General features: G+C 70.9%; 15 protein-coding genes. 8 read left to right on the top strand and 7 right to left on the bottom strand.

Features of this window, described 5'->3' with window-relative positions:
* The first annotated feature begins 3 nt into the window (after positions 1–3).
* Positions 4–1680, top strand: a complete 1677-nt coding sequence (locus J0P97_RS01565) for a cytochrome b/b6 domain-containing protein (RefSeq protein ID WP_215486005.1) — start codon at positions 4–6, stop codon at positions 1678–1680.
* A gap of 138 nt (positions 1681–1818) precedes the next feature.
* On the opposite strand, the gene J0P97_RS01560 is transcribed toward J0P97_RS01565, so the two are convergent.
* On the bottom strand, positions 1819–2325 hold the full coding sequence (locus J0P97_RS01560) for a GNAT family N-acetyltransferase (RefSeq protein ID WP_215486004.1): 507 nt from the start codon (positions 2323–2325) through the stop codon (positions 1819–1821).
* A 130-nt stretch (positions 2326–2455) separates the two neighbouring features.
* Here J0P97_RS01560 and J0P97_RS01555 point away from each other — a divergent pair, with 130 nt between their 5' ends.
* Positions 2456–3016 carry an acyl-CoA thioesterase gene (locus J0P97_RS01555; protein WP_215486003.1) on the top strand — a complete coding sequence of 187 codons (561 nt, stop codon included), beginning with the start codon at positions 2456–2458 and terminating at the stop codon, positions 3014–3016.
* A gap of 7 nt (positions 3017–3023) precedes the next feature.
* Here the strand turns inward: J0P97_RS01555 and J0P97_RS01550 are convergent, their stop codons facing one another.
* Entirely contained in the window at positions 3024–3914 is an 891-nt protein-coding gene (locus J0P97_RS01550; RefSeq protein WP_215486002.1) for a LysR family transcriptional regulator, read from the bottom strand.
* Between the two features lie 103 nt (positions 3915–4017).
* On the opposite strand from J0P97_RS01550, the gene J0P97_RS01545 reads away from it, so the two are divergent.
* Positions 4018–7719 carry a proline dehydrogenase family protein gene (locus J0P97_RS01545; RefSeq protein WP_215486001.1) on the top strand — a complete coding sequence of 1234 codons (3702 nt, stop codon included), beginning with the start codon at positions 4018–4020 and terminating at the stop codon, positions 7717–7719.
* 249 nt (positions 7720–7968) lie between these two features.
* Here J0P97_RS01545 and J0P97_RS01540 read toward each other — a convergent pair whose 3' ends face one another.
* Entirely contained in the window at positions 7969–8682 is a 714-nt protein-coding gene (locus J0P97_RS01540) for a TetR/AcrR family transcriptional regulator (RefSeq protein ID WP_215486000.1), read from the bottom strand.
* 193 nt (positions 8683–8875) lie between these two features.
* Between J0P97_RS01540 and ddaH the strand changes: the two genes are divergently transcribed.
* Positions 8876–9760 (top strand): dimethylargininase, encoded by an 885-nt coding sequence (gene ddaH / locus J0P97_RS01535; RefSeq protein ID WP_215485999.1) that lies wholly within the window; start codon positions 8876–8878, stop codon positions 9758–9760.
* Positions 9760–10986 (top strand): ornithine--oxo-acid transaminase, encoded by a 1227-nt coding sequence (gene rocD, locus J0P97_RS01530; RefSeq protein ID WP_215485998.1) that lies wholly within the window; start codon positions 9760–9762, stop codon positions 10984–10986. The genes ddaH and rocD overlap by 1 nt, the downstream gene beginning before the upstream one ends.
* A gap of 9 nt (positions 10987–10995) precedes the next feature.
* Here the strand turns inward: rocD and J0P97_RS01525 are convergent, their stop codons facing one another.
* Positions 10996–12579, bottom strand: coding sequence for a molybdopterin-dependent oxidoreductase (locus J0P97_RS01525; protein WP_246539385.1), 1584 nt, complete (start codon positions 12577–12579; stop codon positions 10996–10998).
* A gap of 104 nt (positions 12580–12683) precedes the next feature.
* Between J0P97_RS01525 and J0P97_RS01520 the strand changes: the two genes are divergently transcribed.
* From J0P97_RS01520 to J0P97_RS01510, 3 genes are read left to right on the top strand one after another with little or no spacing between them, the layout of a single operon-like run.
* On the top strand, positions 12684–14354 hold the full coding sequence (locus J0P97_RS01520; protein WP_215485996.1) for a circularly permuted type 2 ATP-grasp protein: 1671 nt from the start codon (positions 12684–12686) through the stop codon (positions 14352–14354).
* Positions 14348–15280 (top strand): alpha-E domain-containing protein, encoded by a 933-nt coding sequence (locus J0P97_RS01515; protein WP_215485995.1) that lies wholly within the window; start codon positions 14348–14350, stop codon positions 15278–15280. Before J0P97_RS01520 ends, J0P97_RS01515 begins: the two co-directional genes overlap by 7 nt.
* Entirely contained in the window at positions 15277–16149 is an 873-nt protein-coding gene (locus J0P97_RS01510) for a transglutaminase family protein (RefSeq protein ID WP_215485994.1), read from the top strand. Before J0P97_RS01515 ends, J0P97_RS01510 begins: the two co-directional genes overlap by 4 nt.
* Positions 16150–16171: 22 nt before the next feature.
* Here the strand turns inward: J0P97_RS01510 and J0P97_RS01505 are convergent, their stop codons facing one another.
* The 3 genes from J0P97_RS01505 to J0P97_RS01495 are packed head-to-tail and all read right to left on the bottom strand — an operon-like array spanning position 16172 to position 20528.
* The gene (locus J0P97_RS01505; RefSeq protein ID WP_215485993.1) at positions 16172–17041 is read right to left on the bottom strand and encodes a sugar phosphate isomerase/epimerase family protein; all 870 of its coding nucleotides are present in this window, start codon (positions 17039–17041) and stop codon (positions 16172–16174) included.
* A gap of 35 nt (positions 17042–17076) precedes the next feature.
* A complete protein-coding gene (locus J0P97_RS01500) occupies positions 17077–18498 on the bottom strand; it encodes a rhamnulokinase (RefSeq protein ID WP_215485992.1) in 1422 nt (473 codons plus the stop codon).
* Entirely contained in the window at positions 18495–20528 is a 2034-nt protein-coding gene (locus tag J0P97_RS01495; protein ID WP_215485991.1) for a bifunctional aldolase/short-chain dehydrogenase, read from the bottom strand. The genes J0P97_RS01500 and J0P97_RS01495 overlap by 4 nt, the downstream gene beginning before the upstream one ends.
* Between the last annotated feature and the right edge of the window lie 6 nt (positions 20529–20534).

Raw genomic sequence — 20534 nt, 5'->3', positions numbered from 1 at the left:
CGCATGGCGACCTTCCGCCCCGGCATTCGCCGCGGCCTGCCTCGTACCCCCGCCGGCGAGCCGTGGCCGCCTGCGGACAGCGCCGCCGTCGGGGTCGCGGACGCCCCCGCGACGGGCTCGGAGACCGAGGCGGGTGCTGCCATCCCCTCGACGGGCTCGGGGGCCGAAGCGGGTGCCGCCAGTCCGGTCGCTGAGCTTGTCGAAGCGTCGTCGCAGGTCACCGTCGACCCCTCGACAAGCTCGGGGACCGAGGCAGGTGCCGTCGCCCCCTCGACAGGCTCGGGGGCCGAAGCGGGAGTCGCCCTGCGTCGCGGTCTCCCGCGGGTCGCGGGAGGGGAGCCATGGCCGCCGACGACCGGCGGTGGGCGGTCCGCTCTCCCGGCGCCGGCTCCCGCCGCCCCCGAGGCGAACATCCCGCCCGAGCCCGAGGCGTCGATCATCGCCGCGGCGGCAGCGGCGTCGCCGTCCACGGCGCCCGCCGACGGCAGGGGAGCGGACGTCCGCCGAGGTCTGCCGCGCACGCCCGGTGGCGAGCCGTGGCCGCCGGCGGGAACGGTGGGTGCCGTCGAAGCGGCTGCAGCCCCGTCACCCGCTGCGCCCGCGACGGATCCGGATGCGGCGGCGCTCGCGCCGGCATCCCCACCTGCCGCGAAAGCTCCCGCTCCCACGGGTCCCCGCGCGCCCCTTCCCTTCACGCGCACCGTGTGGGCCGGCCCGGCGGCGGCGTACCGGTCCGAGCCGAAGCCGGAGCCGAAGCGGTACGGCCCCTTCACGAAGGGGCAGTGGGCGGGCGCCGTCATCCTCGGCGGTGGCGGACTCCTCGTCGCGGCGGCGATGGCCGTCCTGTTCGTGCGCGCGTTCCTCAGTCTGGGGTTCATGCAGGACTTCCTCGCCACGTACCCCGGCGAGTACCACCTGCCCGAGGGCGCGCCCGTCGGCATCCCCGCCTGGCTCGGCTGGCAGCACTTCTTCAACGCCTTCCTGATGGTCCTCATCATCCGGACCGGGCTGACGATCCGCTCCGAGAAGCGACCCACGGTCTTCTGGGCTCCGAAGCGGAATCCGAAGGGCAAGACGAGTCTGACCATCTGGTTCCACCAGTCCCTCGACCTCCTGTGGGTCGTCAACGGGGTGGCCTTCGTCGTGCTGCTGTTCGCGACGGGGCAGTGGATGCGCATCGTCCCGACGAGCTGGGAGGTCTTCCCGCACGCGTTGTCGGCGGCGCTCCAGTACGTCTCGCTGGACTGGCCGACCGAGAACGGGTGGGTCAACTACAACGCCCTGCAGCAGCTCGCCTACTTCTCGACCGTGTTCCTCGCCGCGCCGCTCGCGATCGCGTCGGGCTTCCGGATGAGCGGCCTCTGGCCGAAGGGCAACAAGAAGCTCAGCGCGGCCTATCCGATCGAGTGGGCGCGCACGGTGCACTTCCCCGTCATGCTCTTCTTCGTGGTGTTCATCATCATCCACGTGTTCCTCGTGCTGGCGACCGGAGCGCTGCGCAACCTGGGCCACATGTACGCCGCACAGGGCTCGGTCGACCCCACCGCCTACGCGGACAACTGGACGGGGTTCTGGCTGTTCGTGGCATCCCTCGTGGTCATCGCCGTGGCGTGGATCGCCGCGCGCCCGATGACCCTCGCCCCGATCGCGCGCCTGTTCGGCACCGTCTCGGGTCGCTGACGCGTCGCACCCGCGTCGCGGGGCCACCCCTCAACGTCGCCGAGTGTCCAGAACACGCGGAGCGGGGTGCCGCATCATCCGCGTGTTCTGGACACTCGGCGAGGGCGTCCGCGTCGGCGACGGCGGGGCGATGCCGGGTCAGCGGACGAAGCGGACCTCGGTGAGCGTCTCACCCAGGAAGGGCTCGGTGTGGCTCGCACCGTCGAGGGCGAAGCCGTTGCGCGTGTAGAAGCCGTGCGCGCGGGGGTTGTCCTCGGCCACCCACAGGTAGACCGATTCCCCGTCTTCGATGGCGGCGTCGAAGAGGCGCTGGCCGATGCCGGTTCCGTGGAACCGATCGAGCAGGTAGATGAAGTACAGCTCTCGATCGCGCGGAGCATCGCGGTCGCGGGCCGGGCCGGACCCGACGAAGCCGACGATCTCACCCTCGACGAGCGCGGCGAACATCTTGAAATCAGGCCCCTGCGAAGCCCAGTGCGTCCACAGCTCGGCGAGGCGGCGGGCCGACACGTTCTCGAGCGCGGCCTTGCTGATCAGGTGGTCGTAGGTCTCATGCCAGCACGTGGCGTGCACCCGTCCGAGGGCCTCGGCATCCACGTCCCGAACGGGACGGACGACGATGTCGGTCGTGAGTTCGGCTTCCATGGCCAGACTCTACGTCCGGCCTCGTCGCTTGCAAAATCGGTGGGGGCGTGTCAGAGAGGCCCCCGGATCATTGGAGATCATCGACAACGCAATTCGAGATCGGCCTGCGGATGCCGCTAGTCTCCGGCGAGTGAACGTATGGTGGCGGACCCTTCTGACGATCTGGCGCGCGAAGACGCTCCTGCGGCGGCGTGGGCCCCTTCCGCCTCACACGGTGGGGAAGGTCCGCCTGCGCACTCTGCCCACCGACATCGACCTGCTCCTGCACATGAACAACGGGCGCTACGCCTCGCTCTTCGACCTCGGCCGCTTCGATCTGCTCATCCGGACGGGCCTGTGGGATGCCATGAACGCCCACGACTGGTACGCCGTCGTGGCGAGCGAGACCGTCACCTTCCGCAAGTCGCTCCAGCTCTGGCAGCGCTTCACGGTCGAGACGCGCCTTCTCGGCCACGACGACAAGGCGGTGTACCAGATCCACCGGGCCGTCGTCGGGGGCGAGGTCTACGCGGAGATGATCGTGCGAGCACGGTTCCTCCGCAAGAGCGGCGGGGTCGTCAACACCGCGGAGCTCTTCGAGGCGCTGGGCCGTCCCGACGACATGCCGCCGCTGCCCGCGTGGGTGACCGACTGGGCGAGCGCCGCCGCCCTTCCCTCGACGAAAGCCCCCGCCCCCAGCGTCTGGGAGTAGGGGGCGGTCACGGCCGCGCCGCCGCGAACGCCTCCGCGATGGCCTCCCGGACGAGTCGGATGCCGGGGCGTTCGCCGCTCGCGCGCCGCGATGCCGTGAAGATCTCGCGCACCGGTTCGCCGGGCAGGGCGCCCAGGGCGACGGGCACGGGCTGCCCGGTCCAGAGCAGGTCGGGGAGCATCCCCACGGCGTGGCCGGCGGCGATCAGCGCGACGTGTGCGCCCAGATCGGCCAGTTCGAACCGCACGTCGGGCTCGAAGCCCGCGGCGCGACACTGCTGCACCGCCCAGTCGCGCGCGGCGGTCCCCGCGGGCTCCATCACCCAGGCGTGACCCGCGAGGGAGCGCAGCGGGGCGCCGGCGAGCTCCCCCCGCGGTGCGGCGAGGCGCATTGGGTCAGCGCCGAGCACATGCCGCTCGAGGTCCGGGCGGTGCGCGCGGGTGAGACCGGGGTACTGCTCCGCGATCGCGAGATCGAAGCCGCGCGCCGACAGCTCGAAGAGGCCCTCCTCCGGCGGCACCTCGGAGAGGGCCACGCGAAGCTCGGGCGCGCGCTGCGAGAGGAGGGTCAGTGCCGCCGGGACGACCGTGCGCGCTGCCGTCTGCAGCACGGCGACGCGGACCGGCGCGATCCCCGGCTGGAGGCGCTCGAGTCCGGCGCGGATCCGCTCGTCCGCGTCGAGTGCGTCGGCCGCGTGCTCCGCCAGTGCCGCGCCGTGCTCGGTCAGGCGGACGCGCCGTCCGTCGGGGACCAGAAGAGCGACCCCGGCCTCCCGCTCGAGCTGGGCCAGCTGCTGCGAGATCGTCGACGGACTGTAGGAGAGGGCCTCAGCGACCGCGGACAGCGTCCCGCGCAGGGACAGTTCGTGCAGGAGCCGGAGACGGCGCAACTCGAACACGGCACTCCTTCGGCAGCCTCACACATCTCATCGATGGAAACGAACGTTATCCATCATGGATCATCGCTTTTGTCGAACTATACGCGTGCCGCATCCTGATCGGATGACGACAGTGCAGTCTGGACACGTGCCCTCCGACGACGTTCTCCCCGAGATCACCGATCGAGCCGTCGCGCTCGCCCAGCGCTGGGTCGACGAGTCGGCGGATGTTCCCGTCGACCCCGCCGCCGAGCGCCTCGCCGGGGTGCTGAAGGATCCCCAGGGTCTGCCCTTCACGATCGGCTTCGTCGACGGCGTCATGCGGCCCGAGTCGCTCGCCGCGGCGGCATCCAACCTGCAGCGCGTCGCGCCCCTCGTCCCGGGCTTCCTCCCGTGGTATCTCCGCGCCGCCGTCCGCGCCGGAGGCGCCGTCGCCCCGGTGCTGCCGACCCCCGTCGTGCCGATCGCGCGTCGCGTGCTGCGCGAGATGGTGGGCCACCTCGTCGTCGATGCGCGGCCGGACAAGCTGGGACCTGCGCTCGCGAAGATCCGCGAGGGCGGCGCGCGCCTCAACCTCAACCTCCTCGGCGAGGCGGTCCTCGGCGAGAAGGAGGCGCTCCGACGTCTCGACGGCATCCACGACCTGATCCGTCGCGACGACGTCGACTACGTGTCAGTGAAGGTGTCCGCGATCGCGAGCCACATCTCGATGTGGGCATTCGACGACACCGTCGACCTCGTCGTCAAGCGGCTGCTCCCGCTGTACCTCACTGCGGCGGATGGTGATGTGCCGACGTTCATCAACCTCGACATGGAGGAGTACCGCGACCTCGATCTCACCATCGCGGTGTTCACCCGCATCCTGGAAGACCCGCGTCTGACAGCCCTCGAGGCGGGCATCGTCCTGCAGGCCTACCTCCCCGACGCGCTCCCCGCGCTCCAACAGCTCACGGCGTGGGCGCAGCAGCGCGTGGACGCGGGCGGCGCGCGCATCAAGGTGCGTCTCGTCAAGGGCGCGAACCTCGCGATGGAGCACGTGGATGCCGTGATGCACGGCTGGGAGCTCGCGACGCACGCGTCCAAGCTCGACTCGGATGCCTCCTACCTCCGCTGCCTGAACGAGGCCCTGCGGCCCGAGAACGCGCGCGCCGTCCGGATCGGCGTCGCCGGCCACAACCTCTTCGACATCGCCTACGCGTGGCTCCTCGCGGGGGAGCGCGGCGTCCGCGACGACGTCGAGTTCGAGATGCTGCTCGGGATGGCCGAAGGCCAGGTCGCGGCTGTCACGCGCGAGGTCGGCCACGTGCTGCTGTACGTGCCGGTGGTGCGGCCCGACGAGTTCGACGTCGCGATCAGCTACCTCGTGCGCCGGCTGGAGGAGAACGCGTCGAGCGAGAACTTCCTCTCCGCGGTCTTCGACCTCGCCTCCGAACCGCGGATGTTCGCCCGCGAGCGCAAGCGCTTCCTGGCTTCCGTCGTGCGGGCGCACGACCCGGCCCTTCCCGTCGGGCCGAATCGGCGCCAGGACCGCTCGGATGCGCCGGAAGGCGCATCGGCATCCCTCACCCGTCCGGGCGCCGAGGACGGCGACCTCACCCAGGCGGTGCTCTCGATCGGCCGCGCCTCGTCCCGCGGCCGCGACGCGACAGGTGCCGAAGCGCCGGTCGTGCTCGGGGACGACTGGGTCGAGACCGCGGTGTTCTCGGTGCGCGAGGCGGCCGGGCAGGCATCCGGCGCACCCGGATTCGAGAACGCCCCCGACAGCGACCCGGCCCTCGCCGTGAACCGTGTCTGGGCGGCGGAGATCCTCGCCCGCGTCGAGACGTCGACGGCGGGCGACGCGACGATCGCCGCCGCTCGCGTCGACTCCGAGGAGGGCCTCGAAGAGGTCGTGGCGAGCGTGCGCACCGCCGCGGCGGAGTGGGGTGCGAGCCCCGCCGCCGAGCGCAGCGCCGTCCTGCAGGCCGCGGCCCGCGCCCTCGAGGCGCGCCGCGGCGAGCTGATCGAGGTCGCCGCCTCCGAGACCGGCAAGGTCTTCGCCGAGGCGGATGTGGAAGTCAGCGAGGCGGTGGACTTCGCCGACTACTACGCGGCGACGGCGAAGGAACTCGACCGGGTTCCCGGCGCGGTCTTCGTCCCGGCCCGGCTGACCGTCGTCACCCCGCCGTGGAACTTCCCCGTGGCGATCCCCGCCGGGGGAGTCCTGGCCGCACTGGCCGCCGGATCGGGCGTCGTCTTCAAGCCGGCCCCGCAGGCGCGCCGGTGCGCGGCGGTGGTGACCGAGGCGATCTGGGAGGCGCTGGACGGCGCGGGCGTCCCGCGCGACATCCTGGCCCTGGTCGACGTCGACGAGGGCGATCTCGGCCGCCAGCTCATCTCCCACGAGGGCGTCGACCGGGTCATCCTCACCGGTTCGTGGGAGACCGCGGCCCTCTTCCGGTCGTGGCGCGACGACCTGCCGCTCCTCGCGGAGACGAGCGGCAAGAACGCCATGATCGTGATGCCCTCGGCCGACCTCGACCTGGCGGCATCCGACGTCGTCCGCAGCGCCTTCGGCCACGCGGGCCAGAAGTGCTCGGCGGCATCCCTCGCCATCCTCGTCGGCCCCGTCGCGCGGTCGGAGCGCTTCGCGCGTCAGCTCGTGGATGCCACGGAGTCGCTGCGGGTCGGCGTTCCGTCCGACCCGCGCAGCGAGGTCGGACCCGTCATCGAGCCGCCGCAGGGCAAGCTCGACTGGGCCCTGACGACCCTTGAAGAGGGCGAGCACTGGCTCGTCGCGCCGCGGCCGGTGGAGGATGCCCCGGCCGAGTACGCCGATCGGATGTGGCGCCCCGGCATCCGCACCGGAGTCCGCCCGGGATCCCGGACGCACCTGGAGGAGTTCTTCGGGCCGGTCCTCGGCATCATGCATGCCTCCTCGCTCGCCGAGGCGATCGAGCTGCAGAACGCGGTCGCATACGGGCTGACCGCCGGACTGTACACGCAGAACCCCGCCGATCTCGAGCGATGGTTGGAGGAGGTGCAGGCGGGGAACCTCTACGTGAACCGGGGTATCACCGGAGCGATCGTGCAGCGGCAGCCGTTCGGAGGCTGGAAGCGGTCCTCCGTCGGCGCCGGGACGAAGGCGGGCGGCCCGAACTACCTCGTGGGCCTCGGATCATGGCACGCCACTGCGGGGGGTGCGCCGTCGTCGACACTGCACCTGCGCGGCCTCGACACACGCATCACGGGTCTCATCGAGGCCGCACAGCCGTCGCTGGACTACGAGGGGTTCGAGTGGCTGCGCCGCGGCGCCCTCTCCGACGCCGTGGCATGGGACCGCGAGTTCGGCCGGGTCCGCGACGTGTCGCGGCTGAAGGTGGAACGTAACCTCTTCCGCTACCGTCCGGTGGATGTCGCGGTGCGCGCGACGAGCGATGCGGCCTGGCCCGCGGTCCTCCGGGTGGCGATCGCCGGCGTCCGTGCCGGTGGGCGGATGACGCTCAGTGCGCCCGTCGGGCTGCCCGCCGGCGTCCGTCGCGTGCTCGGTGATCTCGGCATCCCCGTGCATGTCGAGACGGATGACGAGTGGATCGCGCGCGTGCAGCAGGGGCGGCGCGAGGGCGGCGCAGGTCGCGTCCGGCTCGTGGGGGGGACCGATGCCGTCACCGCGTTGCACGGTGCGCTCTCCGCAGCCACCGAGGGGGATCCGGACCTGGCGGTGTACGCGAACGAGGTCACGACGGCCGGTCGCGTGGAGCTGCTTCCGTTCCTGCACGAGCAGGCCATCTCGATCACGGCGCACCGTTTCGGCAACCCCGATCGGTGGAGCGAGGAGGTCATCTGAGCTGCGCGCTCAGATGGACGGCATCCAACAATCGATCCCGGAGAGAAACAAGTTATCTTTCTGTTCTTGCGACGCCGGACGGTACAGCATGTGAATGGCGCATCTGGGGAGCGCCGACGGAGACCGGATCTCCGATGAGGAGATCCGTCTGTCTGACCGTCGTTTGACACACCGGGGGGAGTGTCGCTCTGGGGTTGGGGGGACTCGACCCCAGAGCTCCCGCCCGCCTGCCGGCGTCGCCGGGTCGACTCACGCCCGCTCGACGGGCGTCATGAAGCCGTCGACGAGGGCGCGCACGGAGAGCGCGAACAGCGTCCATTCCCCGGGCGGAACCTCATCGCCCTCCCCGCAGTCGTATCGCGGGTGCTCGATGCCCTCGAGCATGCGCACGGCGAATCCCTCGCCCAACGCGGCCATCGCCTCGGTGAAGTCCTCGATCGTGAGCGGTGAGCGCATCCGCAGGCCGTAGGCCTCCATGAGGAGGGCGTAGAACTCGGCGAACGCGGCGATCGACTCGCGGTGCCGCTCGTTGGATGCCTCGCGCAGCTCCGGCCACGTGTGCGCGGTCGTCCGGAGGGCGAGGGCGATGAGGAACTGCTGGGAATCGAGCGCCGCAGCGGGATCGTCCGCATCGGCGGCGGTCGGACGCAGATGGCTCTCCGCGGCGGCACGGATCACGTCGTTCCCGTCGGCGCCCTCGGCGATGAGCTTCTCGACCGCCGTGCGCACGTAGTCGGTCGGGCGACTGAGGCGCAGCTGCACCATGGCGACGGCCAGGTCGCGCTGGTAGTCGTTCTGATCGGCCCACAGCCGGTACGCGGCGCCCGTGGTGAGCCCCGCCCGGCGCAGCACGTCCTGGAGCCGGATGTGCTGAACGCCCGCCGACACCCCTCTCTCCAGCAGAACCTGCATCCCCACCCGCAGCAGCAGAGCGCGAGTCTCGTCCCCAGAACGACGCTTCATAGAGAGAAAATCTACTCTCCTGCCTCTCCGCACGGGGGGGGGGACGTGACCGGCTCGGGAGCGTCTGGCACAATGGTCCCAGGCGTGCCCGCCCCGACCTTTCCTCGCCGTTCCTGCGGTGGAGTCGAAGCGCCGACGGGCCTCTGGACAGCGTCCGCCGCTCTTGCATTCACACGAGGATCAGAGGAGCGAGATGTCCACCTCACTTCAGCCCGCAGACAGCGCCACCCGCGTCGCACAGCATCGCCGTTACCTGATGTGCGCGCCGCGGCACTTCACGGTCAGCTACACCATCAATCCGTGGATGGAGCCGCGCAACCCCACCGACACGGCCAAGGCCATGGAGCAGTGGCAGACCCTGTACGACACGTACGTCGCCCTCGGGCACGACGTCGAGCTCATCGACCCGGTCGAGGGCCTGCCCGACATGGTCTACACGGCCAACGGCGGCTTCGTCGTCGACGGCCGCGCCCTCGGCGTGCGCTTCCGCGTCGACGAGCGCCGCGGGGAGGAGCGCCCGTTCATGGACTGGTTTGCCCGCAACGGCTTCGAGGTCGTCGAGCCCGTCTCGGTGCAGGAGGGGGAGGGGGACTTCCTCCTCGTCGGGGACACGATCCTCGCCGGCACCGGGTTCCGCTCGGCCTCGGACAGCCACCGCGAGGTCGCCGAGGTGTTCGGCCGGGAGGTCGTCTCGCTCCGCCTGGTGGACCCGCGGTTCTACCACCTCGACACGGCGATCTCCGTTCTCGACCCCGTGGAGGGCCCCTCGACGCTCTCGGGGACCGGGGGCGTCGAGAAGGCGAACATCGCCTACCTGCCCGGAGCCTTCGACGAGGCGTCGCGGGCGATCCTGCGCGAGCGCTACCCCGACGCGATCGAGGTGTCGGATGCCGACGGCGCCGTGTTCGGGCTGAACTCGGCATCCGACGGGTACAACGTCTTCATCTCGCCGCGCGCGACGGGCTTCGAACAGCAGCTCCGCGATCGCGGATACAACCCCGTGCTCATCGACCTGTCCGAACTGCTGCTCGGCGGCGGGGGCATCAAGTGCTGCACGCTCGAACTGCGAGGAAAGTGATGACCACCACCGCTGCTGCCGCCGACGCCCTCACGGGCGATCTGATCGAGGCCGAAGACGCGCACGTCGCGCACAACTACCATCCCCTTCCCGTCGTCGTGGCCCGTGCCGAGGGCGCGTGGGTGACGGATGTCGAGGGCAAGCGCTACCTCGACCTCCTGTCGGCCTACTCGGCCGTGAACTTCGGGCACCGCCATCCCGCGCTCGTCGCGGCGGCGACCGAGCAGCTGGGGCGCGTCACCCTGACGAGCCGCGCATTCCACAACGATCGGCTCGGACCCTTCGCCGCGGCGCTGGCCGCGCTGTCCGGCAAGGACCTCGTCCTCCCGATGAACACCGGCGCGGAGGCGGTCGAGACCGGCATCAAGGTCGCCCGCGCCTGGGCGTATCGCGTGAAGGGCGTCGCCGCCGGCGCGGCGAAGATCATCGTCGCGGACGGCAACTTCCACGGCCGGACGACGACGATCGTGAGCTTCAGCGACGACCCGCAGGCGCGGGAGGGCTTCGGGCCGTTCACTCCCGGCTTCGTGTCCGTGCCCTACGGGGACGCCGAGGCGATCGCGGCGGCGATCGACGAGAACACCGCCGCCGTCCTCGTCGAGCCGATCCAGGGAGAGGCCGGGGTCGTCATCCCGCCGGAGGGCTATCTGCGCGCGATCCGCGAGATCTGCGACCGCGAGAACGTCCTGTTCATCGCCGACGAGATCCAGTCCGGGCTCGCGCGCGTCGGCACGACCTTCGCGTGCGACCGCGAAGGCGTCGTCCCCGATGTCTACCTTCTCGGCAAGGCCCTCGGCGGAGGCATCGTGCCCCTGTCGGCCGTGGTCGCGAACCGGGACGTGCTCGGCGTCATCCAGCCGGGCGAGCACGGCTCGACGTTCGGGGGGAACCCGCTCGCGACGGCGGTCGGCCTGCAGGTGGTCGAGATGCTCGCCTCCGGAGAGTTCCAGACCCGCGCCCAGGCCCTCGGGGACCACCTGGAGGGAGCGCTCGGCGCGCTCCTCGGGCACGGCGTCACCGCGGTCCGGGTCGCCGGACTGTGGGCGGGCGTCGACATCGATCCTGCGTACGGGCCCGGCCGCGAGGTGGCGGAGAAGCTCCTCGCGCGCGGCGTCCTCGTCAAGGACACGCACGGCCAGACGATCCGCATCGCCCCGCCGCTCGTCATCCGCGCGACCGAGCTCGACTGGGCCGTCGAGCAGCTGCGGCTCGTCCTCGCCGGCTGACGGCGTCGGTCAGCCGACGTCCACCGCGACGCTCGGCCAGCCCGTGGCGCCGTCCGGAGCGGGCGGCGCCACGGCCTCCGTCTGCGGCTGGCCGTCGACGCCGATCGCGCGGGCGGTGATCGCGTGCCGCCCGGCGGGGGCGTTCCAGGGGAACGTCCACTGCACCCAGGTGTCGACCCCGATCGCGGGGGCGAGCACGGCATCCTGCCACGGCCCGTCGTCGATCCGCACCTGCACACCGCGAACACCGACGTGCTGCTGCCAGGCGACGCCGGCGATCACCGTGTCGCCCGCGGTGAGGCGCGCGCCGCGCCGGGGCACGTCGATGCGGCTCGCGAGCTTGATCGGACCGAGCTCCGACCAGCCGCGCGGGGTCCAGTAGCCCTGCGCGTCCGCGAACCGGGTGACCTCGAGCTCGACCACCCACTTGGTCGCCGAGACGTAGCCGTACAGGCCCGGCACGACCATCCGCACGGGGAATCCGTGGTCGTCGGGGAGGGGCTCGCCGTTCATGCCCACCGCGAGGATCGCGTTGCGCTCGTCGGTCAGCGCCTCGAGCGGGGTCCCTGCGGTGAAGCCGTCCTGCGAGGTCGAGAGCACCATGTCGGCCTCCGGCTGCACGCCCGCCCGCGCGAGCAGGTGACGGATCGGGTAGCCGAGCCAGCGGGCGGTGCCGATGAGGTCGCCGCCGACCTCGTTCGAGACGCAGGTGAGGGTCGTCACGCTCTCCTCCAGCGGAAGCGCGAGGAGGTCCTCCCAGCCGATCTCGACCTCCTGGTCGACCTTCCCGTGGATCCTCAGCCGCCAGGTCGCGGGATCGATCTGCGGGACGATGAGGGCCGTGTCGATGCGGTAGAAGTCGGCGTTCGGCGTGATCACCGGGGCGAGGCCCGCGATCTGCAGGTCCGCTCCGGCCGGGATGGCGGGACCGGCGACGGCGGCGGCCGGCAGCCGGATGGCGCTGCGCACGGCCGCGACCGACCTCGCGCCCGCCCGCACGAGCGAGCTGCCGATCGCTGCGAGGACGCCGACGCCGACGGCGGCGCCGCTCCAGAGGAGGAAGGTGCGACGGTCCGCGCCGACGTTCGGGTCCGAGGGTGACGCCGGTGACGCGTCGCGCGCTCGCGCCCCGTGCAGCCCCTGCATCCGACGTCGCTGCCCGACGCGACGCAGAGCGCCCAGGGTGATGACGGCGACACCGCCCGCGACGAGCGAGGGCAGCCAGGCGAAGGCGCCGGCATCCGCCCGGGTGACGGCTGCGATCGCACCCGCGACGCCGATCGCGCCGAGGATCACCCGGCCGACGGGAGGTCGCCTCCGCTCGAGCGTCCCGGCGATCGCCGCGACGACGAGGAGGACGATCGCGATCCCGACCAGGAGCGCCGCCTTGTCGGCGGTGCCGAACAGGGCGATCGCCGTGTTCTTCGCCCACGCCGGCGCGGCATCGATGAGCGCGCCGCCGATCGCGGCGAACGGGCTCGACCCGGGCGCGATGAGGGCGGCCACGGCCTCCCCGACCCCGGCGCCGAGCACGACCGCAGCGACCCCCGCGACCGCGTCATCTCCCGGCAGAGCGTCATCGCGTTGCACCATGTGCATACAGTAGGCCCGCGTCAGGGGGGAAGGCTGTGAGATCGGAGCGCACCGCCGCGGATCCGAAACACTCCGGCAACACGGCGCGGGCTAGGCTCGCCTCCATGGGTGATCTGTTCGACGGCTACGGGTCGACGCTGGCGCCGCGCAAGACCGCATCGGGCGTCCCGGCGTTCGACGAGATGTTCGAGGCGCCGACGCACACAGGAGAGGCGCCGCCTTCCCGAGCGGCGTATCGCGAGCTCTATCAGGCGCTGGCGAAGCTGACGCAGGAGGAGCTGCGCGGGCGCACCGAGTCGCTCGCGAGCTCGTACCTCGCGCAGGGGGTGACGTTCGACTTCGCCGGTGAGGAGCGGCCGTTCCCGCTGGACGCCGTGCCGCGCGTGATCGACTTCGAGGAGTGGAGTCACGTCGAGAAGGGCGTGAAGCAGCGCGTGCGCGCACTGGAGGCCTTCCTCGACGATGCCTACGGACACCAGTACTGCGTGCGCGACGGGGTGCTCCCCGCCGCGCTCATCGCGAGTTCGCAGTACTTCTACCGCCAGGCCGCCGGCATCCATGCCGCCAACGGCGTGCGCATCCAGGTCGCCGGCATCGACCTGATCCGCGACGAGAACGGGGAGATGCGCGTCCTCGAGGACAACGTCCGCGTGCCGTCCGGCGTCAGCTACGTCATCTCCAACCGCCGGGTCATGGCGCAGACGCTCCCCGAGCTCTTCCACTCGATGCGGGTGCAGCCGGTGGGCGACTACCCGAACAAGCTCCTCCAGGCGCTGCGCAACTCCGCGCCGCCCGGGGTGGAGGACCCGAACGTCGTGGTGCTGACGCCCGGCGTGTACAACTCCGCCTACTTCGAGCACACACTGCTCGCCCGCCTCATGGGCGTCGAGCTCGTCGAGGGGCGCGATCTGCAGTGCCTCGGCGGCAAGGTCTTCATGCGCACCACGCGCGGCTCCAAGCGGGTGGATGTCATCTACCGCCGGGTCGACGACGACTTCCTCGACCCGCTGCAGTTCCGCGCCGACTCGATGCTCGGGTCGCCGGGGCTGATGCTCGCGTCGCGGCTCGGCAACGTCACGATCGCCAACGCGGTCGGCAACGGCGTCGCCGACGACAAGCTGCTCTACACGTACGTCCCCGATCTCATCCGGTACTACCTGTCCGAGGAGCCCATCCTCAAGAACGTCGACACGTGGCGGCTCGAGGAGCCCGATGCACTCGAAGAGGTGCTCGACCGCCTCGATCAGCTCGTCGTGAAGCCGGTCGACGGGTCGGGCGGCAAGGGACTCGTGGTCGGCCCGGATGCCTCCCCCGCCGAGCTCGAGAAGCTCCGCAAGAAGCTCATCACCGACCCGCGCGGCTGGATCGCCCAGCCGGTCGTGATGCTCTCGACCATCCCGACCCTCGTCGAGGACGGGATGCGCCCGCGTCACGCGGACCTGCGCCCGTTCGCGGTCAACAGCGGCGACGACATCTGGGTGCTGCCGGGCGGCCTCACCCGCGTCGCCCTTCCCGAGGGGCAACTCGTCGTGAACTCGTCGCAGGGCGGCGGGTCGAAGGACACCTGGATCGTCGGCGGCGACGCCCCGCAGCGCGGCCCGCGCGCACCGTACGAACCAGGGGGTCTCGCGGACCTCGTCGCCGATCAGGCGTCCGTCACCCAGGCGATCCCGATCATCTACGACCCGCAGCACTCGCCCGATCAGTCCCCGCGCGACTCCGGGCCGCTCACGGAACAGCAGGAACAGCAGCAGCAGGGAGGCCTCGCGTGCTGAGTCGCATCGCCGAATCCCTCTTCTGGATCGGGCGCTACATCGAGCGCGCCGACGGAACGGCCCGCATCCTCGACGTCCACCTGCAGCTCCTGCTCGAGGACCCCTGGATCGACGAGGACACCGCGTGCCGCTCGCTCATGGGCGTCATGGGGTCCTTTCCCCCGGAGGACACGCAGCGGGTCACCCGCGGCGACGTCCTCACGAGCCTCGCCGTGGACCGGGGGAACCCGTCGAGCATCGCCTACGCCGTCCAGTCAGCGCGTGAGAACGCCCGCCGGGCGCGCGAGATCGTCTCCACGGAGATCTGGGAGACGCTCAATACGACGTACTCCCGCATGCCGCGGCGGATCTACAACGAGAAGGCGCACGAGTTCTTCCAGTGGGTGCGCGAGCGCTCGGCTCTCGCGGTCGGGGTCACCGACTCGTCCACGAGCCGCGACGAGGCGTGGCAGTTCCTCACCCTCGGGCGCGCGATCGAGCGCACCGACATGACGGCGCGTCTGCTCGCGACGCGTGCGCTGACGGAGGCATCCGGTCCGTCCTGGACGACGATCCTCCGCTCCTGCGGCGCGTACGAGGCATACCTGCGCACCTACCGCGGGATGCCGAGCTCCGCCAACGCCGCCGAGTTCCTGCTCCTCGACCGACTCTTCCCGCGGTCGGTCATCCACTCGATCACCGTCGCGGAGACGTGCATGAGCGCCATCGATCCGGTCGCCGACCGTGTGGGCCACTCCAACACCGTGCTGCGGGCGCTCGGGCGCATCCGCAACGATCTCGAGTACCGGCCGATCGAGGAGATCCTCGCGGAGCTCCCCGATCACATGGAGCAGGTGCAGAAGGTGACGCGCCAGGCGTCCGAGGCGATCCGCGACCGGTTCTTCCCGACGCACGCCGAACCGAGCTGGATCGGAGAGACCTCATGACCGCCAGGGCCATTCCGGGTGGGGCGAGCCGGCTCCGCATCGAGCACGCCACCGGGTTCACCTACCCCGGCGAGGTGGGGGCGTCGTACAACGAGGCGCGCATGCTGCCGGGGTCGACCGACTCCCAGTTCGTGCTGAGCTCTCAGCTCGACATCGAGCCGTCCACGAGCGTGAACTACTACACGGACTACTTCGGCACGCGGGTCGCAGCCTTCGACGTGCTCGCCGGCCACAGCGCGCTCGACATCACCGCGCGGTCTCTCGTCGAGGTGCGTCCGCGACCGATCGAGCCCGTCGAGGTGAGGTGGGATCGCCTCCGTCGGGAGAGCGAGCGTGCGATCGCGACCGTCGAGATGCTCGGCCAGTCGCGCCGCACCGAGCCGCATCCGGAGGTCGCCGAGATCGCCCGGTCGATCGCGTCGCACCACGATCACCCCGGCCAGGCCGCGCTCGCGATCGCGAACGCCGTCGGCGACGCCGTCGAGTACATGCCCGGCATCACCGGCGTGCACTCCACGGGCGCCGAGGCGTGGGTCGAACGCAAGGGCGTCTGCCAGGACATCACGCACATCACGCTGGGGGCGCTGCGCTCGGTCGGAATCCCCGCGCGCTACGTCTCGGGGTACCTCCACCCGAGTGCGCACCCCGAGATCGGCGTCGCGGTCACGGGCGAATCGCACGCCTGGGTGGAGTGGTTCCTCGGCGAGTGGCAGGGATACGACCCGACCAACGGCAGCGAGATCGGCGAACGCCATGTCCTCGTCGGCCGCGGTCGCGACTACAACGACGTCCCGCCGCTGCGAGGCGTCTACGCGGGGCCGTTCAAGGGCGAGCTGCACGTGAAGGTGACGATCACCCGCGAGGCGTGATCGGGCGCGGGAGTCCCGCGGGTCAGTGCATCGCGATCGTCTGGACGGCGCGCTCCTGGCCGCGCATGAAGGCGATCGCGTGCCGTGCGAGGTCGTCGCTGTCGTCCCAGAGATTGCGCCATACACCGAGGGTGTTGCTCAAGGTCGGGTCGACGACGGCATTCGAGAAGGACTCGAAGACGACGGGCCCGGTGTAGTCGATGCGTGCCAGCGCACGGAACGTCGCAGCGAAATCCACCGTGCCCGTTCCGAGGTACCCGCGGTGACTCTCTCCGATGTGCACGTATCCGAGCAGGTCGCCGGCATCGAGGAACGGCTCGAAGAGCCCGGACTCCTCGATGTTCATGTGATACGTGTCCAGATGCAGGCGGATGTTGTCGTGGTCGATCTCGCGCAGATACGCGATGGCCTGGCGTGCCGTGTTGATGACGTTCGTCTCATAGCGGTTCACGACTTCCACCGCGAGGCTCACTCCACGCGCTGCGGCGTGGTCGGCGACGCGTCGCAGCACCGCCTGGCCGTTGTGGCGCCCCGTCGGCGTCAGCGGTCGCTCATGCTTGCGCATCGCTCCGTAGATCACGCCGACCAGCCACCTCCCGCCCAACTCGGCGGTCACCTCGACAGCGCGCTCGAGCAATCGCTCGCCCGCGGCGACGGCGCCAGGGTCCTCGCTGCTGATGTCCGTCCCGGCGGACAGACCGAGTGACGCGGTGATCCGCGTGGAATGCTCGGCGAGGACGCGCTGCGCGGCCCCGAGGTCGAAGGCGAAGGGGTCGAGCAGGGGGATCTCGAGGATGTCGTAGCCGGCGGCGGCATTGCCCACCACGGCGGTGCGCAGGCCCGCCTCATCGAAGGAGCCTGTCCAGACCAGACCGTGCGAACCGAAGATCATGGGAGTCCTCTCGGGGGATGCGGGGGAGTCGGGCGTCAGGGACGCGGGTCGAACCGGACGGGGGAATGCGTGCGGCGCACGAGGTCGCGCAGGGCGTCGAGTGAGCCGACGATGCGCCCGGAGGTGCGGGCCTGTACGAGCAGGTTGCCGATCGCCGTCGCCTCCACGGGCCCGGCGAACACGGGGAGTCCTGCCAGGTCGGCCGTGCGCTGGCACAGAAGCGCGTTCAGCGCCCCGCCTCCGACGAGGTGGATCTCCCGCACATCCACCCCGCCGAGGCGGCCGGCGCGGCGAGCGGAGTCGGCGAACGTCCGCGCCAGGGACTCGACGATGCTGCGGGTGATCTCAGCCCGTGTGGAGGGCGCACGCCGGCCCCTCTCGGTGTACCACGCGGCGATGCGGGTAGGCATGTCTCCGGGCGCGAGGAAGACGTCGTCGTCGACGTCGAAGGTGTCCACGTGTCCCCGCACGGCCGCGGCCTCGGCCAGGAGCGGGGCGAGCTCGACGACTCCGCCGTCGACCCGCTCCCACCAGCGCACCGTCTCGCTGAGGAGCCAGAGCCCCATCACATTGTGCAGAAGTCGCACACGGCCGTCGACGCCGATCTCATTGGTGAAGGATGCCTCCCGCACGGCCTCGCAGAGGACGGGCGCCGCCACTTCCACCCCGACGAGTCCCCACGTGCCGCAGGAGATGTACGCGGCGTGCGCGGCATCCATCGGCACGGCGACGACGGCGGAGGCCGTGTCGTGCGATCCGACGGCGATCACCTCGACGCCGCCTCCGAGTCCGGTCTCCTCCCGCACGTCGGTGCGCAGGCCCCCCAGCGCGGTTCCCGCGTCGACGAGCGGAGGGAGGATCGTGGGGGAAAGACCCGCCAGGCGAGCGAGATCGGGACTCCACTGCGCGGTCTCGGCATTCAACAGCCCGGTGGTCGAGGCGTTGGTGCGCTCGACCGACACGGCTCCGGAGAGGAGGTGTGCGAAGAGGTCGGGAATGAGGAGGAGGGTGTCTGCGGCGTCCAGGAGGGCATCCTCACCCGAGGCGAGTTGATTGATGGTGTTGATCGGCATGTGCTGCAGACCGTTGGACGCGAACAGATCCGCGGGGTCCACGCGTTCCAGGAGCGCGTGCGCCCCACGGAGCGAGCGGTCGTCGCGATAGTGGACGGGGTTGCCCAGCAGGCGTCCGGCGCGCAGGAGCGCGTAGTCCACGCCCCACGAATCGACACCCACCGAAGCGATGGGGGCGCCCTCGCGCGCCGCGGCGCTCACGCCTTCCAGAACCCCGCGCCACAGCGACAGCACATCCCAATGGAGACGGCCCTGCATGCGGAGGGGCCGGTTCGCGAAGCGGGCCGTCGTCTGCATCGATATGCCGTCGCGGCTCACCTCCCCGAGGATCACCCTGCCACTCGTCGCGCCCAGGTCGACGGCGATCACCCGCCCGTCGCTCATCGGAGGAATGCGGCGGCGACGCCGGAGTCGACGGGGATGTGGACGCCCGTCGTGTGGTCGAGTTCGGGGCCGGTGAGCACGAAGACCGCGTTGGCGATGTGCTCGGGCAGCACTTCGCGCTTGAGGATCGTCCGGTTCGCGTAGAACTGACCGAGTTCCTGCTCCTCGACGCCGTAGGTCTTGGCGCGGTCCGCACCCCAGCCGCCGGCGAAGATCCCCGAGCCGCGGACGACGCCGTCGGGGTTGACCCCGTTGACGCGGATGCCGTGTTCGCCCAGTTCCGCCGCCAGCAGCCGGACCTGGTGCGATTGGTCCGCCTTCGTGGCGGAGTAGGCCACGTTGTTCGGGCCGGCGAACACGGAGTTCTTCGACGAGATGTAGACGATGTCGCCGCCCAGCCGCTGCGCGATGAGAGCGGATGCCGCGGCTTGCGAGACCAGGAACGAGCCCTTGGACATGACGTCGTGTTGGAGGTCCCAGTCGGCCTCGGTGGTTTCCAGCAGGCTCTTGGCCATTGACAGGCCGGCATTGTTGACGATGAGGTCGATCCCGCCGAAGGCGAGGAGCGTCTCATCGACGGCGGCGCGGACAGCGGATGCGCGCGAGACGTCGACGGCGACCCCGATGGCGACGTCCGGTCCGCCCAGCTCTGCCGCAGTCGCCCGCGCCTTGTCGAGGTCCAGGTCGGCCACGACGACGCACGCGCCCTCGGCCGCGAGCCGCTGCGCGATCGCCTTGCCGATCCCCGACGCGGCGCCGGTGATGAAGGCGATCCGTCCGCGGTGGGACGGCGCGGCGGGCATCCGTTGGAGCTTGGCTTCTTCGAGAGCCCAGTACTCGATGCGGAACTTCTCCGCGTCGGAGATCGGAGCGTAGGTGGAAAGCGCCTCGGCGCCACGCATCACGTTGATCGCGTTGAGGTAGAACTCTCCCGCCACCCGCGCTGTCTGCTTGTCGGCGCCGTAGGAGAACATGCCGACGCCGGGGACCAGCACGATCAACGGGTCGGCGCCGCGGATTGCCGGCGAGTCCGCGTCGGCGTACGTCTCGTAGTACGCGCGGTAGTCCGCGCGGTACGTCTCGTGCAACTCGTCCAGTCGATCGAGCTGCTCGGAGACGGACGCCGTCGCGGGCAGGTCGAGAAGCAGGGGGGCGACTTTGGTGCGCAGGAAGTGGTCGGGGCAGCTCGTGCCGAGCGCAGCGAGACGAGGGTGCTCGGCGCGCTCGAGGAAATCGAGCACGGCGGGGTCATCGCTGTAGTGGCCGACCATGCGCCGGTCCGAGCTCGCGATCGCGCGAATCGACGGGGCGAGGGCCGCTGCGCGCTCTCGGCGTTCTGCGTCGGGAAGGGCGCCGTACCCCGGCAGTCGTGCCCCGAAGGGCTCGGCGCGCCCATGCTCGGCGATGTACGCCGCCGCAGTCTGGATGATCCAGAGGGAATTCGCCTCGCACTCGTCGCTCGTCTCTCCCCACGCGGTGATCCCATGACCGCCGAGGATGCAGCCGACCGCTTCGGGGTGGGTGCGCTGGACCTCGCGGATGTCGAGGCCGAGCTGGAACCCCGGGCGGCGCCAGGGAACCCACACGACCCGATCCCCGAAGATCTGAGAGGTGAGGCGCTCGCCGTCGGCGGCGGTCGCGATCGCGATCCCCGAGTCGGGATGGAGATGGTCCACGTGGGCCTTCTCCACGAGCGCATGCATGGACGTGTCGATCGAGGGGCTGGCCCCGCCGCGTCCGAAGAGGCAGTAGTCGAACGCGGCTACCATCTCGTCCTCGTGCGCGACGCCGCGGTAGACGTTCTCCAGCGCTCGCACGCGATCCAGCCGCAGGGACGCAAGCCCCGCGGGTGTCAACGTCCCCAGGTCGCCCCCGGAGCCCTTCACCCACAGCAGTTCGACGTCGTCGCCGGAAGCGGGGTCTGTCGCAATGCCCTTGGCGGACGTGTTCCCGCCGGCGAAGTTGGTGTTCGCCCGATCGGATCCCAGGCGGTTGCTGCGCGCGATCAGCTGATCGACGGTCTCGGTCATCTCTTC

The organism is Microbacterium flavum (assembly GCF_018717645.1).
Taxonomy (GTDB): domain Bacteria; phylum Actinomycetota; class Actinomycetes; order Actinomycetales; family Microbacteriaceae; genus Microbacterium; species Microbacterium flavum.
The sequence above is the reverse complement of the archived record's forward strand: the minus strand, read 5'-3'. Positions and strand labels throughout refer to the sequence as shown.

Excerpts from the sequence above, each read along its gene's own strand:
- J0P97_RS01565 (WP_215486005.1), top strand. The coding sequence starts at position 4 with ATGGCGACCTTCCGCCCCGGCATTCGCCGCGGCCTGCCTCGTACCCCC.
- J0P97_RS01560 (WP_215486004.1), bottom strand. The coding sequence starts at position 2,325 with ATGGAAGCCGAACTCACGACCGACATCGTCGTCCGTCCCGTTCGGGAC.
- J0P97_RS01545 (WP_215486001.1), top strand. The coding sequence starts at position 4,018 with ATGACGACAGTGCAGTCTGGACACGTGCCCTCCGACGACGTTCTCCCC.
- J0P97_RS01540 (WP_215486000.1), bottom strand. The coding sequence starts at position 8,682 with ATGAAGCGTCGTTCTGGGGACGAGACTCGCGCTCTGCTGCTGCGGGTG.
- ddaH (WP_215485999.1), top strand. The coding sequence starts at position 8,876 with ATGTCCACCTCACTTCAGCCCGCAGACAGCGCCACCCGCGTCGCACAG.
- rocD (WP_215485998.1), top strand. The coding sequence starts at position 9,760 with ATGACCACCACCGCTGCTGCCGCCGACGCCCTCACGGGCGATCTGATC.
- J0P97_RS01525 (WP_246539385.1), bottom strand. The coding sequence starts at position 12,579 with ATGGTGCAACGCGATGACGCTCTGCCGGGAGATGACGCGGTCGCGGGG.
- J0P97_RS01520 (WP_215485996.1), top strand. The coding sequence starts at position 12,684 with ATGGGTGATCTGTTCGACGGCTACGGGTCGACGCTGGCGCCGCGCAAG.
- J0P97_RS01510 (WP_215485994.1), top strand. The coding sequence starts at position 15,277 with ATGACCGCCAGGGCCATTCCGGGTGGGGCGAGCCGGCTCCGCATCGAG.
- J0P97_RS01505 (WP_215485993.1), bottom strand. The coding sequence starts at position 17,041 with ATGATCTTCGGTTCGCACGGTCTGGTCTGGACAGGCTCCTTCGATGAG.
- J0P97_RS01500 (WP_215485992.1), bottom strand. The coding sequence starts at position 18,498 with ATGAGCGACGGGCGGGTGATCGCCGTCGACCTGGGCGCGACGAGTGGC.
- J0P97_RS01495 (WP_215485991.1), bottom strand. The coding sequence starts at position 20,528 with ATGACCGAGACCGTCGATCAGCTGATCGCGCGCAGCAACCGCCTGGGA.